Raw genomic sequence first — 13894 nt, 5'->3', positions numbered from 1 at the left:
CGCGATCCGCCTTCGAGTCCGGAAGAGACGACGACGATGCACTGGCGCTGGAGCCCTAGCTGGTCCACCAATCTCTCACTTCAAACGCTCTAGTTAACCCCGAACAAGCTCGCCCGGATCCGGGAAAGCCCCTATTGGGCCGAGGAGCGCAATGACAATGTCGAACATCGCCACCCCGCTTATCTTCTCTACGAGCTGGGAGCTGTAGGCTGCAGACCCATACCTGAACGCTGTTCAGATTCCTGCAGAATCCCTGTTCGCGAAAAGTCTGGATGTAATTGTCTGCAGGGGGCCCAGGGATAGACGAACCCCGCCACCAATCGGGTGACGGGGCGTCGATAAGCGGGGGGCCTACACAGCCTTCTGGGCCTCGGCGGCAGCGACCTTCCGACGCCACTCCGGGGTGCGGCCGGAGAAGTTGAGCACGGCCTCCTTGACGGTCGGGCGCAGCTCGGCGAGCAGCGGCAGGCCGGTGCGCAGGCCGGCGCGGCGGCCGTGCTCATCGGCTCCGACGTGCAGCTTCTCCGAGACCTCGGGATACTTGGTGAAGGCCGCGTTGGAACGCACCTCAGGGGCGTTGTCGCGGTCGGCGGCCAGGAACTTGTTCGGCAGGGTCAGCTTGAGCAGGGTCTTCTGCACCTTGAGCAGCTGGGCCGGGAAGGAGTCGATGTTGTAGGGCAGATCGAACTCCTCGCAGAGTGCCTGGACTCGCTGGGAGATCTCCGGCAGACGGCTCGACGGCATGTCCGGGTAGAGGTGGTGCTCGATCTGGTTGTTGAGGTTGCCCGACAGGATGGTGAGGATCTTGCCGCCCTTGAAGTTGGCGGATCCCAGCATCTGACGCAGGTACCACTCGTCGTGGGTCTCGTTCTTCCACTGCTCCTTGGTGAAGGTCTCGGCCTCATCCGGGAAGTGGCCGCAGAAGATGACGGCGTAGGCCCACACGGAGCGCGCGAAGTTGGCGGTGGCGTTGGCCGTGACGGTGTGGAGGAAGTTCGGGCCGGACAGGGCCGGGAAGAGCACATAGTCACGCAGGCCCTGGGTACCGGCCTTGCGCATGGTCTCCCAGAACTTCGGGGCGGTCTCCTTCCAGGTGGCGCGGCCGGCGGCGACCCTGCCCAGTTCGACGTCGTAGAAGCCGACGGCCCACTGGAACAGCGAGGCCAGGGTCATGTTGATCACCGGCTGGAAGGCGTGCAGCGGGGTCCACTTGCGGTCACGGGTCACGCGGAGGACGCCGTATCCGACATCGGTGTCCATGCCGAGGATGTTGGTGTACTTGTGGTGCGTGAAGTTGTGGGTGTGCATCCACTGGGAGGAAGGGCACACGTTGTCCCACTCCCAGGTGGTGGAGTGGATCTCCGGGTCGTTCATCCAGTCCCACTGGCCGTGCATGACGTTGTGGCCGATCTCGAGGTTCTCGAGGATCTTGGACAAAGACAGCAGGGCGACACCGGCCAACCAGGCCGGGCGGTAGCCGGAGAAGATGAGGACACCGCGGCCGGCGATCTCGATGTAGCGCTGGGTGCGGATGAGCCCCTTGATGTAGCGGACGTCCTTCTCGCCGAGGTCCGCCTCGAACTCCTCCTTGATGGCGTCGAGGCGACGGCCGATCTCGCGGATGTCCTCGTCGGTGAGGTGGGAGTATGCCTTGATGTTGTCGATAGCCATTGTGAAGTCTCCTTTAGGCGTCGATGACGACGTCGCCGGCGGCCACGCCGACACAGGTACGGATGCGGGAGCCGGGCTCCTTGGTGTCGCCGGTGCGCAGGTCGTGGACGTGGCCGTCGACAAGCTCGCGGACGCAGGTCTGGCAGATGCCCATGCGGCAGCCGAAGGGCATCTGCACGCCGGCGGCTTCGCCGGCCTCGAGGATGGTGGTCGCCCCGTCGACGGTGGTCTCGATGCCCCGCTTCGCGAAGGTGATGGTGCCACCCTTGGCGTCGGAGGCGCGGTCGAGGGTGAAGCGCTCGACGCGGATCTCCAGGTCATGGTCGGAGGCCCAGGACTCGAGCTCGTCGAGCATGGTGGCCGGGCCGCAGGCGTAGACGACACGCTCGCGGAAGTCCGGGACGAGTTCCTCGAGGACCTCCGGGGACACGCGCCCGTCCTCCGAGGTGACCTGGATGTGGGAGTCGTAGGACTGCAGGACATCCTCGAAAATGAGATCGGAGCGGTTGCGCACCGAGTGGACGACCTTGATGTCGGTCTCTTCGCGGTGGTCCTCCATGCTGCGCAGCATGGCGATGACCGGGGTGACACCGGAACCGGCGGTGACGAACAGCAGCTTCTCCGGCAGCGGATACGTCAGGTGGAAGTCACCGGCCGGGGCCGCCAGGCGGACGTTGATGCCGGGGCGTGCGGTACCGATGAGGTGGGTGGACAACTTGCCCTTCTCCACCGCGCGGATGGTGATGGAGAACAGGCCGTCGCGGGTGTCCGGGGTGTTGGTCAGGGAGTAGGAGCGCCAGGTGTAGCGGCCGTCGACGCGCAGACCGATGCCGATGTACTGGCCGGCCTCGAAGGTGACGGGCACGCCCCAGCCGGGACGGATGACCAGGTGGATGGTGTCGTCCGGGAAGCGCTCGACGCTCTCGATCTTGCCGCGCAGCTCCCGCTTCGACCACAGCGGGTTGGCCAGGACGGTGTAGTCGTCGGGCAGCAGTGGCGTGGTGAATCGGCGCAGAATGCCGCGGAAACGAGCGAGTCCATCGGGCGATTCGGTCATCGGCCTCTCCTTAAAGTGTTGGTTACGTCCGCGTAGCCTACGCCAACGTAACCTAAATGTCCATGAACGGACACAACAACTTCAGAGCAATTCTACGAGGAAAGGCAGTTCAGTGGGGTCGTAGAAGGCCATGAAATTGTCCTGGGCATCACCGACGGTCAGCTCCGCGTCCTCGTCGCCCAGATCGGCGGCGTCGATAAGCTCGACCGCGGCCTTCGTCGCCTCCTCCGATTCCTGGATGTCGATGTGGATCGCGGCGATGTCCTCCACCCGGATCTGCGCCGGGCTCAGCGACACGACGGATTCCCCGTTCTCCGGGCTCAGGGTGACCACCTCGTCGGCGACATCCACGGAGACCACCACCCGGCGGTGCGGGAAGGTGTCCTCGTCCCCGATGGCCAGCAACCGCAGGGAGGCCTCCGCGGCGTCGAGGAATGCGGCGTATCCGATCTCATCCTCGTCCCCGGAGGTGTAGAACTCCAGGAGCGCGGGCGTCGCGGCGAACCCCCACCCGGAACGCGCCGCCATCACCCCCGTCTCGTTGAGGGCGGTGAGCATGCCGAAGGTCGCCGGCAGGTAGACGCGCACGCTAGAACTCGCCCTCGATGTCGAAGATGGAGCAGATCTCGATAACCGCACGATCGAACACCTGGTAGAGCACACCCACCAGGCCGGCCTCGACGGCGCCGCGGACGTTGAGGATGGAGTCATCGACGTGGACACAGTCGTTCATCGGCAGGTCGAGGGCGGCGGCGGCAGCGGCAAAGGCCTCCGCCTGCGGCTTCTCCGCGCCGATCTCCCCGGACAGGACGACCGCGTCGACGATGCCCTTGTACTCCCACTCGCGAATCCCCTCTGCCCCCGGGCCCCCCGGATCGTTGGACAGGATGGCGGTGGACACGCCGTTGGCTTTGGCGGCGGCGAACAACTCACGCCAGCGGCGCTGATCCTCCTCCGGCCCATCCAGAACCCCGACAAAGTCCACGATCAGTCCACGCACTCGCTGCTCCCTCATGTCATATCGCTGTCTACGTGCCACAATGATACCCAGCCCACCCTGCGTCTGTCCCCGGTGACTCACTGGAGCAGCCATGTTGTCCCCTGTCCCCGGTCTCACGCACCTCAAGGTGCTCACCCCCCGACCCCTGCTTATCGACGCCACCCCTCCCCCACCGCCCCCGGAAACCGGCTCCCAGCGGCGGGTGGAGGCACTCACCCGAATCGCCCTCGAGGCCTGCTTCGGGATTCGCCCGGTCCTCCATCTGGCACCGGACCGCTTCGCCGGCCCGGTGCGCCTGCACGTCGCCGCGCGCCAGCGGCAGGGGTTGCGGGGCACCGTGCGGATAGACACACTGCATCTGCGCTCCGGCGGCGAGGTCTTCGGCACCGCCGTCTCCGGCGGGCGTGCCTACGCCTTCACCGGGCGCGCCCAGGAGGGACGGCTGCTCAGCTTCCGCGTGCTTTAACGAACCCTCCGGCCACTTTCTGTGCCGCGGCCACGGCAGCTACCTGCGTTCGACTGTCCCCAGCGTGGGCATTCCCCGCTGCGCGCAGCTGTAGCGTGAAGGAAGACTCCTCGCCGACGGCGTGGCGCTACGCCAGATCATCCTCTTCGACTGACCCACCCTAGGAGCCTTCCATGACCATCAACACCGACGCACTCCTCTCCCAGGTCCCCACCGGCCTGCTCATCGGCGGGACCTGGCGCGAGGCCGCCGACGGGGCCACCTTCGACGTCGAGAATCCGGCGACCGGTGAGGTTCTGCTCACCCTGGCGTCGGCCGGGTCTGAGGACGCCCGTGCGGCGCTCGACGCCGCATGCGAAGTGCAGCACGAGTGGGCCGCCACGGCACCCCGGGAACGCGCGGAACTGCTCCGTCGCTCCTTCGAGCTGGTGCACGCGCGGGCGGAGGAGTTCGCCACCCTCATGACGCTGGAGATGGGTAAGCCGCTCGCCGAGGCCCGCGGCGAGGTCACCTACGGTGCCGAGTACCTGCGCTGGTTCTCCGAGGAGACGGTGCGCGACTACGGTCGCACGTTCCCCGCCCCGGAGGGCACGCTGCAGATGCTCACGCGACGCAAGCCGGTCGGCCCCTGCCTGCTCATCACCCCGTGGAACTTCCCGCTGGCCATGGCCACCCGCAAGATCGCCCCGGCGATCGCCGCAGGCTGCACCATGGTGCTCAAGCCGGCCAAGCTCACGCCCCTGACCTCGCAGTATTTCGCGCAGACGATGATCGACGCGGGCCTGCCCGCCGGGGTTCTCAATGTGGTCTCCGGCTCTTCGGCCTCTGCCATTTCGTCTCCGCTCATGGCCGATCCCCGCCTGCGGAAGATCTCCTTCACGGGCTCGACCCCCGTCGGCAAGCAGCTTCTCAAGGCCGCCGCCGACAACGTCCTGCGGACCTCCATGGAGCTGGGCGGCAACGCGCCGTTCCTCGTGTTCGAGGACGCTGATCTGGAGGCCGCCGTCGAGGGTGCCATGGGGGCGAAGATGCGCAACATCGGCGAGGCCTGCACCGCCGCCAACCGCTTCCTGGTCCACGAGTCGGTCGCCGAGGAGTTCGCCGCGCGTTTCGCCGCGCGCATCAGCGAACTCACCCTGGGCAACGGGCTGGATGAGGGCGTGACCTGCGGTCCGCTCATCGACGACAACGCCCGCGACTCCATCACCGAGCTTGTCGACGACGCCGTCGCCCAGGGTGCCCGCATCCTCACCGGAGGCGAGCGCGGCGAGGGACCGGGTTACTTCTACTCCCCGACGGTGCTTGTCGACGTCCCCGCCTCCGCCCGCGTCGCGCAGGAGGAGATCTTCGGACCGGTGGCCCCCATCATCACCTTCCGTGATGAGCAGGAGGCGCTCGAGATCGCCAACAACACCGAGTACGGGTTGGCATCCTACGTGTACACCGAGTCGATCGACCGTCTCTGGCGCCTCGCCGACGGCCTCGAGTTCGGCCTCATGGGTGCCAACGTCGGCGTCATCTCCAACGCCGCAGCTCCCTTCGGCGGAGTCAAGCAGTCGGGCATGGGCCGCGAGGGCGGCGCGGAGGGCCTGGCCGAGTACACCACTCTGCAGTACATCGGCATGCGGGATCCTTACGCTTCCGTGTAACCGCGACGACGGGCCCCGCAGGTGCATCAGCACCCGTGGGGCCCGTCGCCGTAGGCAGCAGCCGGGATTAGACCTCGGTGGTCTCCGGGGCCTCCTGCGGAGCGAACTGCTTGCGCAGCATGAACAGGTTGCGCACCGTGTCCTCCTTGATGCCCTCCTTCATGCCGTCGAACATGTCGCCGCCCTCCTTCTGGTACTCCACCAGCGGGTCGCGCTGCGCCATGGCGCGCAGGCCGATGCCCTCCTTGAGGTAGTCCATCTCGTAGAGGTGCTCGCGCCACTTGGTGTCGATGACCGGGAGGATGACCATGCGCTCGATGTTGCGCATCTGGGCCTCGCCTCCGATGGCCATGACGTTGGTCTCCAGTTCGTCGTACTGGGCGTTGGCGTCGGCGACGAGGGCGTCCCGGAGCTGCTCCGCGGAGACCTCGCCCCCGTGTCGCTCGAGCAACGACTGCCAGGTGAACGTCGGGCCGTAGAGGGACTCGAGGGCGTTCCACAGCTGATCCAGGTCCCAGTCCTCCACGTAGCCGACGGCGGTGGCGCCGTTGACGTAGGCGGTAACGGTCTCGTCGATCATGTTGCGGATGTACTGCTGGATGTCCCGGGCCTCGAGGATCGAGCGGCGCTCGGCGTAGATGACCTTGCGCTGCTCGTTGAGCACCTCGTCGTACTTGAGGACGTTCTTGCGCATCTCGAAGTTTTGGTTCTCCACCTGGGCCTGCGCGCCCTTGATGGAGTTGGTGACCATTTTCGCCTCGATCGGAACGTCATCGGGGACGTTGAGGCGGTTCATCATGTTCTCCATGGTCTGGCCGACGAAGCGGACCATGAGCTCATCACGCATGGACAGGTAGAAGCGGGTCGCTCCGGGGTCACCCTGGCGGGCGGAGCGGCCACGCAGCTGGTTGTCGATGCGGCGGGACTCATGGCGCTCGGTGCCCAGGACATAGAGTCCACCGGACTCGCGGACCTTGTCACCGAGCTGCTTGGCCCGCTCGCGGGCGCGCGGCAGCTCCTCGTCCCACGCGGCCTGGTACGCCTCCTCGTCCTCGAAGGGATCGAGTCCGCGCTCGCGCAGCTTGATGTCGAGGATGACCTCGGGGTTGCCGCCGAGGACGATGTCGGTACCACGGCCGGCCATGTTGGTGGACACGGTGACGGCACCCGGCAGACCGGCCTGGGCGACGATCTGGCCCTCCTGCTCGTGGTACTTCGCGTTGAGCACCTTGTGCGCGATGCCGCGGCGCTGCAGCAGCTCGGAGAGGTATTCGGAACGCTCGACGGAGGTGGTGCCCACGAGGATGGGCTGGCCGTTGGCCACGCGCTCGGCGATGTCGTCGGCGACGGCGGCGAACTTGGCCTCCTGCGTCTTGTAGACGCGGTCGGTGAGGTCCTCGCGCACGTTCGGGCGGTTGGTGGGGATCGGGACGACGTCGAGCTTGTAGATCTGGTGCAGCTCGGCGGCCTCGGTCTCGGCGGTACCGGTCATGCCGGCCAGCTTGTCGTAGAGGCGGAAGTAGTTCTGCAGGGTGACCGTGGCCAGGGTCTGGTTTTCGTTCTTGATCTCCACCTGCTCCTTGGCCTCGATGGCCTGGTGCATGCCCTCGTTGTAACGGCGGCCGCCGAGCACGCGGCCGGTGAAGGCGTCGACGATCATGACCTCGCCGTTGCGGACGATGTAGTCCTTGTCGCGGGTGAACAGCTCCTTGGCCTTGATGGCGTTGTTGAGGTAGCTGACCAGGGTCGAATGCTCCGGCGCGTAGAGGTTGTCGATACCCAGCTGGTCCTCGACGTAGCCGACGCCGTCCTCGAGCACACCGATGGTGCGCTTGCGGTGGTCCACCTCGTAGTGGATGCCCTCCTTCATGCGCGGGGCGAGCTGGGCGAAGACGTTGTAGAACTGCGAGGAGCCGTCCACCGGCCCGGAGATGATGAGGGGGGTACGTGCTTCGTCGATAAGAATCGAGTCCACCTCATCGACGATGGCGTAGTGGTGACCACGCTGCACGAGATCCGCCAGGGAGCGCGCCATGTTGTCGCGCAGGTAGTCGAAGCCCAGCTCGTTGTTCGTGCCGTAGGTGATGTCCGCGGCGTAGGCCTTGCGCCGCTGCTCCGGCTGCATCTCGGAGAGAATGACGCCGACCTCCAGGCCGAGGTAGCGGTGGACACGGCCCATCATCTCCGCGTCACGCTTGGCCAGGTAGTCGTTGACGGTGACGATGTGGACGCCCTTGCCCGACAGAGCATTGAGGTAGGCGGGCAGCACCGAGGTCAGGGTCTTGCCCTCACCGGTCTTCATCTCGGCGACGTTGCCGAAGTGCAGGGCCGCGCCACCCATGACCTGGACGTGGTAGGGCTTCTGGCCGAGCACCCGCCAGGCGGCCTCCCGGGCGGTGGCGAAGGCCTCGAGGAAGATGTCGTCGAGGGTCTCACCGTCGGCCAGGCGAGCCCGGAACTCCTCGGTCTTTGCCTTCAGCTCCTCATCGCTGAGCGCGGTGTACTCATCGTCGAGGGCGAGCACCTGCTCAGCCATCTTGTTGAGACGCTTGACGGTGCGCCCTTCACCGGCGCGAAGCAGCTTGGACAGTCCGAACACGTGCAGTCGTCCTTAGGGGTGAGATGATCATGAGGTTCTTCCGGGTCATTGTACGCAACGACGACGATGCCGCCGCCCCCGGGAGGGGAGCGGCGGCATCGGTACGGGTGTGACAGCGAGAACTACTTCTCCTCGTCAGCGAGGGAGATCAGACCGTAGTCGAACGCGTGGCGGCGGTACACCACGGACGGACGGCTGTTCTCCTCGTTGATGAACAGGTAGAAGTCATGTCCGACGAGCTCCATCTCCGACAGGGCGTCATCGACGCTCATCGGGGTGGCGGTGTGCTCCTTGGTGCGGACCACCTGACCCGGGACGACATCCTGCACGGACTCGGCATAGGGATCGACGTCGTACTGGTTCTCCTCGCGGGCCTTCTGGGCCTCCGCGACCATCTCGGCGGCGGCGACGCCGGTCGAGGTGGGGGCGCGGTGGCCGGAACGCGAGATGGAGCGACGTGCCTTGACCTTGCGCAGGGAACGCTCCATCTTGGCCAGAGCGGTCTCGAGTGCGGCGTAGAAGCTGTCCTCCTTCGCCTCGGCGCGTGCCAGGTGGCCCTTGCCGGTGGCGGTGATCTGGATACGGTCGGACTCCGACTCACGACGCGGGTTCGGCTCGTGCTGGAGTTCCACGTGGAAGAAGGTCAGGGTCGGGTCGAGCCGCTCGATCTTGGCGAGCTTGGAGTTGACGCGCTCGGCAAAGTGCTCCGGCACCTCAACGTTGCGGCCCGTGATAGTGACCTGTGCCTCGGGGCTCAGGACATCGGTGTTCTCAGCAGGTGATGTCATCTGCTTCCTCCCTACTAGTGGTGGGACAACTTCAGTAACCCCCATCGTACATCTGGTCATAACCGGGTGGCCATCACCCCCGCAGTTTCATGCGTGACAGATCACAATCGCCCCACTCACGGTGCAGCCGGCCGCGAAAAGCACCTCTGAGCTGGCAGCGAGCGTTGCCCCGGTGGTGGCGACATCGTCGATAAGCAGCACCGGAGCGCCCGGAACACGGCGCAATTCCACTGCTCCGGCGAGGTTGTCGCGGCGCTTATCGACGCCGAGTCCCACCTGGTCCGCGACTGAGTCCCGGTGACGCAGTGCGCTGCTCACCGTCCACCCGCTGGCGCGACACACGGCGGTGACCGGGTCACCGCCGCGTAGTCGCGCGTTCCGGGCGCGGGTCGGCGCCGGCACGAGAACGGGGGCCGGGAACCCCTCCAGCTCTCCCCGGGCAACCAGATGCCGGATACCCGCCGCGAGCACGGCACCCAGATGCGCGCGGACGGCCATGTTCTGCTGCTCCTTCATAGCGAGCACCACGCGGCGGTGGGTGTCGGCATAGGGTCCGAACGACCACACCGGGACATGCGGATCGATGCGGGTGTGGATGCGCTGCGGCGGGGTAGCCAACACCTGTCGGCACCGGGCACACAGGTGCGCGCCCGCAGCGCCGCACCCGGCGCACCGCCGCGGCAGGAGGAGATCCATGTCAGTTGGCGGCCACCGGCGCCGCACGCTGGCCCTGCAGACCGGAGACCTCACGCCAGAAGACGCTGTCCCCGCCGGTGGTGGGCAACTGGAGGGTGGCCTGCGCGTCGGTGAGGTAGAGCATCGACGGGGTGGCCGCCACCGCCACCACGGGGGCGGTGATGTTGCCCGAGGGCAGCGAGGTCGCCGCGGACCCGTCCTGCTCGACCCGCCACACCGGGGTCTCCGGCGTGGAGGTGCCCACCAGGAGTGACCCGTCCGGCTGCCAGTCCAACGACAGGGCGGTCCCACCCAGCTGCGGGGCCAGCTCCCGGACGTTGACCACCCGTCGCTCCGCCGGCCCCGGGCGCTCCACGACACCCACATGGACACGGCCTTCGATGATCATCGCGATTCGGGCGCCGGAGCCGGAGAGGCGGATGACCGAGATCTCTCCTTCGGCATCCGAATCGATGACGACCTCGGAATCACTGACTTCGCCCGAGGGGCCCGACTGCACCACCCGCACCAGCCGCTCGCCGTCGACGACCACCCATTGGTTCTTCGAGTCCACCTCGAACGTGGGACGGGAGATCGTCTCGGCCCGCAGGACCTCCGTGAGGTCACCGTCGAGAACTCCGGTGAGCAGCACCGACTCGTCACCCTCCCGCCGAACCACCGCCGCGTTGGCTTCCGCGGAGATGTCGACGGACTCGATCCCGCCGATCTGCCCCAGCTCCCCTTCGACTGCGGTGACCTGGTTGGAGGCGACACGGCTGACCACCCCGTCGGTAAGCGCGTACAACGGCACCGGAGCGGTCTGGTTGACCCGCGGGTTGAACTCGGCGACGTCATCGGTGCTCAGGGTCTCATACCCGGGCTCGAGGGGCTCCCCGTCCACCACGACGGAATAGGGTTCCGGCACGTTCGCCACCGCCAGTGTCCACACCAGCTGGGCGGCGAACAGCAGCCGGGCATCGGCGTCGACATCCGCGAAACCGGTGAAGTGGTACGCCCCGTCGAAGACACCCGCGAAGGTCGCCTCCGGGGGCAGCACCTCCCGGACGCCGGGCTCCAGCGAGGGCGAGGGCCCCTCCATGAACAGTGTCACCAGGGCGGTGTCCAGGGACTGGTGTCCGGAGTAGATCCAGCGGCGATCGGAGACGAGCACCTGACCGGTGGGGTCCAGGAAGAACAGCCGCTGCGGCTGGAACTGGTTGCGCAGCTCCGTGCGCTCGAGCACCACACCCGAGGGCAGCGACTCAATGCGCCACTCCCCGTTCGCCCGCACCATCTCGACGGTGGCCTCATAGACCCCGTGCTCCGGTTCATAGGCCCCACCGGGGGCGATGCGGCCGACGACCGCGCCCCGGACATTAAAGGTGCGTTCCTCGCTGGTGGCGCCGGCCGCAGTGACCAGATCGATGCGGTTGACCACCAGGACGGAATCATGCGGGTTCCACTGCTGGGCGGTGTCCTTGGCCAGGTAGGAGCGGGCCACCTGATAATCCTGGGTCGGATGGGCGTTGGCGGTGTAGAAGTCACGCAGCAGCAGATCAGGCTCCCGCCCGGGCTGCGGGCCGAGGTTGGAGTCCTCCTCGATCTGCGGCTCGAAGGATCTCACGGCCTGGGGTTCGGTGTTGTTCGGCAGGGTCGTACAGCCGACCAGGAGGGCCAGGGAGGCGGTCACCGCGGCCAGGGTGCGCAGGCGGGAGTGTCGGGGCAGATGTGTCATGACGTCGGAGCCTCCAGTTCGAGGGGGCTGGTGGCCACCGGTTGCCGCGGTTCACGGGGCAGCACCATGCGGAACTGCGATCCCACCCCCGCGGTGCCGGTGGCGTCCAGGAGCCCGCCGTGCAGGACCACGTCCTCGCGGGCGATGGCCAGGCCCAGGCCGGTGCCGCCGGAGTGACGGCGACGGGAGGCGTCGGCGCGCCAGAAGCGGTTGAACACCAGCTCCTCCTGCCCGGGTTTAAGCCCCACTCCGTGGTCGGTGACGGTGATGGCGATGGCGTCGTCGTTGGCGGCCAGGGCCACCACGACGGGGTTGCCTTCGGAGTGGTCGATGGCGTTGGCGATGAGGTTGCGCAGGACGCGCTCGATCCGGCGGGAATCCCCGGTGATCATCACCGGCTCATCCGGGGTGTCGAACTGCACGTCGACCTCCAGCTTCTGCGCCAGGTGCCGGGTCTGTTCCCAGGCGGAGGTGATGCACGAGCGGACGTCGATACGCGCCTCGGAGAGGTCGGCGACGCCGGCGTCGTGACGCGAGATCTCCAGCAGATCCGCCAGCAGTTCCTCGAAACGGTCCAGCTCGCGGATCATCAGCTCGGATGCCCGCCGGGTGTGCGGCTCGAGGCTGTCCGGGTCCGAGGCGATCATGTCCGCCGCCATGCGCACCGTGGTCAGCGGGGTGCGCAGCTCATGGGAGACATCCGAGGTGAACTGGCGCTGCAGATTGCCGTACTCCTCGAGCTGGTGGATCTGCTTCGACAGTTTCTCCGCCATGTCGTTGAAGGACAGTGCCAGACGGGCCATCTCGTCCTCACCGTCGACGATCATGCGCTCCCGCAGGTGGCCCGCGGCCAGGCGCTGGGCGATGCGGGAGGCGGAGCGGACCGGTGCGGTGACCTGCTGGGTCGCCAGCCAGGCGATGCCCACCAGGAGGACGACCACCACCACTCCGGCGGCGGAGAGCAGGCCGCGCAGCAGAGCCAGGGTCGATTCATCCGATTCCATCGACATGACGAGGTAGACCTGCAGGTCCGGCACATCAGCGTCGGTGGGTGTTCCGATGACCAGCGCGTTGTAGGCCGAGCCATCCGTCCGGTCGACGGTGGCGAACTGGAAGGACACCTGATCCTCGGAGACGAAGCGGCGGAGTTTCTCCGGGATCCGGTATCCCTCCGGGGAGGTGAGCGTCGACCCGTCCTGCTGGGTGACCACCAGGACCGGCTCATACACGGCAGACGCGCCGGTCTGGTCCGTCTGCTGGGTGAGGGAGGCGCGGGCGGAGTTGAGCCTGACCTGCAGCGTCGACGTCGCGGAGGTGGCGTCGATCTGCTGCTCCACGGCCACCCGGGCGCGGTCGATCTCGGAGTTGGCGATGTCGAACTTGGAGTCCACCAGGCGTGAGGTGACCACCGAGATGAGCGCCATCCCGAGGATGAACATGACGACCGCGGACGCGACGAAGATCGAGCCGATGACGCGGACCTGGAGCGAGGTCCGCCACATCTCGCTCACACGGTCATAGGCCCGGTTGAAGTAGGCGGCGATCGTCGACAGTATGGGGTGCCTCCCCTATTCGGCCAGACCCGTCTTGTAACCCACACCGCGCACGGTGAGCACGATCTGCGGGTTCTCCGGATCCTTCTCGATCTTGGCGCGCAGTCGCTGCACGTGGACGTTGACCAGGCGGGTGTCCGAGGCGTGACGGTAGCCCCAGACGTTCTCCAGCAGCTCCTCGCGCGTGTGCACCTGGCGGGGCTTGCGGGCCATCTCCAGCAGCAGGTCGAACTCCAGTGGGGTGAGCGAGATCTCCTCGTCGCCACGCTTGACGGTGTGCTCGGGAACGTCGATGGTCAGATCGCCGACCTCGAGGTTCTCGGTGGGCTCGGAATCGGTCCGGCGCAGGCGGGCGCGGATACGCGCGATGAGTTCCTTCGGCTTGAAGGGCTTGGTGATGTAGTCGTCGGCACCCGTCTCCAGTCCGAGGACCACGTCGACGGTGTCGGTCTTGGCGGTGAGCATGACGATCGGCACGCTCGACTCCTGGCGGATGGCACGGCAGATGTCCACGCCGTTCATGCCGGGGAGCATGAGGTCCAGGAGAATGAGGTCCGGCTGATGCTCGCGGAATGCCGCCACAGCCTCGTTGCCGTCCATGACCGGGACCGGATCGAATCCTTCCGTCTCCAGGACCAGGGTGAGCATGTCGGAGATCGACGGATCATCGTCGACAACGAGAATCTTGGGTGCCATGGAAA

At 66.8% G+C, this 13894-nt stretch carries 12 protein-coding genes; 2 read left to right on the top strand and 10 right to left on the bottom strand.

From position 1 onward, the window contains the following. Positions 1-351: 351 nt before the first annotated feature. The 4 genes from Q4F73_RS02920 to Q4F73_RS02905 form a co-directional block, all read right to left on the bottom strand. A complete protein-coding gene (locus Q4F73_RS02920; RefSeq protein ID WP_303357849.1) occupies positions 352-1671 on the bottom strand; it encodes an acyl-CoA desaturase in 1320 nt (439 codons plus the stop codon). A gap of 13 nt (positions 1672-1684) precedes the next feature. Continuing rightward, complete coding sequence (locus Q4F73_RS02915; protein WP_303357848.1) at positions 1685-2728, bottom strand: ferredoxin reductase; 1044 nt, start codon at positions 2726-2728, stop codon at positions 1685-1687. A gap of 81 nt (positions 2729-2809) precedes the next feature. Continuing rightward, entirely contained in the window at positions 2810-3316 is a 507-nt protein-coding gene (locus tag Q4F73_RS02910; protein ID WP_303357847.1) for a hypothetical protein, read from the bottom strand. Position 3317: 1 nt separating this feature from the next. Continuing rightward, positions 3318-3728: an HAD-IA family hydrolase gene (locus tag Q4F73_RS02905; protein ID WP_303357853.1), complete on the bottom strand. Its 411-nt coding sequence runs from the start codon at positions 3726-3728 to the stop codon at positions 3318-3320. Positions 3729-3819: 91 nt separating this feature from the next. Between Q4F73_RS02905 and Q4F73_RS02900 the strand changes: the two genes are divergently transcribed. Further along, positions 3820-4194, top strand: coding sequence for a hypothetical protein (locus Q4F73_RS02900; RefSeq protein ID WP_303357846.1), 375 nt, complete (start codon positions 3820-3822; stop codon positions 4192-4194). A gap of 173 nt (positions 4195-4367) precedes the next feature. Beyond that, on the top strand, positions 4368-5843 hold the full coding sequence (locus Q4F73_RS02895) for an NAD-dependent succinate-semialdehyde dehydrogenase (RefSeq protein ID WP_303357845.1): 1476 nt from the start codon (positions 4368-4370) through the stop codon (positions 5841-5843). A gap of 67 nt (positions 5844-5910) precedes the next feature. Here the strand turns inward: Q4F73_RS02895 and secA are convergent, their stop codons facing one another. From secA to mtrA, 6 genes are all read right to left on the bottom strand, one after another. Beyond that, complete coding sequence (gene secA / locus Q4F73_RS02890) at positions 5911-8442, bottom strand: preprotein translocase subunit SecA (protein WP_303357844.1); 2532 nt, start codon at positions 8440-8442, stop codon at positions 5911-5913. Between the two features lie 122 nt (positions 8443-8564). Then, on the bottom strand, positions 8565-9230 hold the full coding sequence (raiA, locus tag Q4F73_RS02885) for a ribosome-associated translation inhibitor RaiA (RefSeq protein WP_303357843.1): 666 nt from the start codon (positions 9228-9230) through the stop codon (positions 8565-8567). 87 nt (positions 9231-9317) lie between these two features. Next, entirely contained in the window at positions 9318-9851 is a 534-nt protein-coding gene (locus tag Q4F73_RS02880) for a ComF family protein (RefSeq protein ID WP_368660509.1), read from the bottom strand. A 76-nt stretch (positions 9852-9927) separates the two neighbouring features. Next, on the bottom strand, positions 9928-11640 hold the full coding sequence (gene lpqB / locus Q4F73_RS02875) for an MtrAB system accessory lipoprotein LpqB (RefSeq protein ID WP_303357841.1): 1713 nt from the start codon (positions 11638-11640) through the stop codon (positions 9928-9930). Then, the gene (gene mtrB, locus Q4F73_RS02870; protein WP_303357852.1) at positions 11637-13142 is read right to left on the bottom strand and encodes an MtrAB system histidine kinase MtrB; all 1506 of its coding nucleotides are present in this window, start codon (positions 13140-13142) and stop codon (positions 11637-11639) included. The genes lpqB and mtrB overlap by 4 nt, the downstream gene beginning before the upstream one ends. Before the next feature lie 66 nt (positions 13143-13208). Continuing rightward, positions 13209-13889, bottom strand: a complete 681-nt coding sequence (gene mtrA, locus Q4F73_RS02865) for an MtrAB system response regulator MtrA (protein WP_303357840.1) — start codon at positions 13887-13889, stop codon at positions 13209-13211. Positions 13890-13894: the final 5 nt, after the last annotated feature.

It is taken from the genome of Corynebacterium sp., assembly GCF_030535495.1.
GTDB lineage: Bacteria > Actinomycetota > Actinomycetes > Mycobacteriales > Mycobacteriaceae > Corynebacterium.
The sequence above is the reverse complement of the archived record's forward strand: the minus strand, read 5'-3'. Positions and strand labels throughout refer to the sequence as shown.

Excerpts from the sequence above, each read along its gene's own strand:
- Q4F73_RS02920 (WP_303357849.1), bottom strand. The coding sequence starts at position 1,671 with ATGGCTATCGACAACATCAAGGCATACTCCCACCTCACCGACGAGGAC.
- Q4F73_RS02915 (WP_303357848.1), bottom strand. The coding sequence starts at position 2,728 with ATGACCGAATCGCCCGATGGACTCGCTCGTTTCCGCGGCATTCTGCGC.
- Q4F73_RS02900 (WP_303357846.1), top strand. The coding sequence starts at position 3,820 with ATGTTGTCCCCTGTCCCCGGTCTCACGCACCTCAAGGTGCTCACCCCC.
- Q4F73_RS02895 (WP_303357845.1), top strand. The coding sequence starts at position 4,368 with ATGACCATCAACACCGACGCACTCCTCTCCCAGGTCCCCACCGGCCTG.
- raiA (WP_303357843.1), bottom strand. The coding sequence starts at position 9,230 with ATGACATCACCTGCTGAGAACACCGATGTCCTGAGCCCCGAGGCACAG.
- lpqB (WP_303357841.1), bottom strand. The coding sequence starts at position 11,640 with ATGACACATCTGCCCCGACACTCCCGCCTGCGCACCCTGGCCGCGGTG.
- mtrB (WP_303357852.1), bottom strand. The coding sequence starts at position 13,142 with ATGTGGCGGACCTCGCTCCAGGTCCGCGTCATCGGCTCGATCTTCGTC.
- mtrA (WP_303357840.1), bottom strand. The coding sequence starts at position 13,889 with ATGGCACCCAAGATTCTCGTTGTCGACGATGATCCGTCGATCTCCGAC.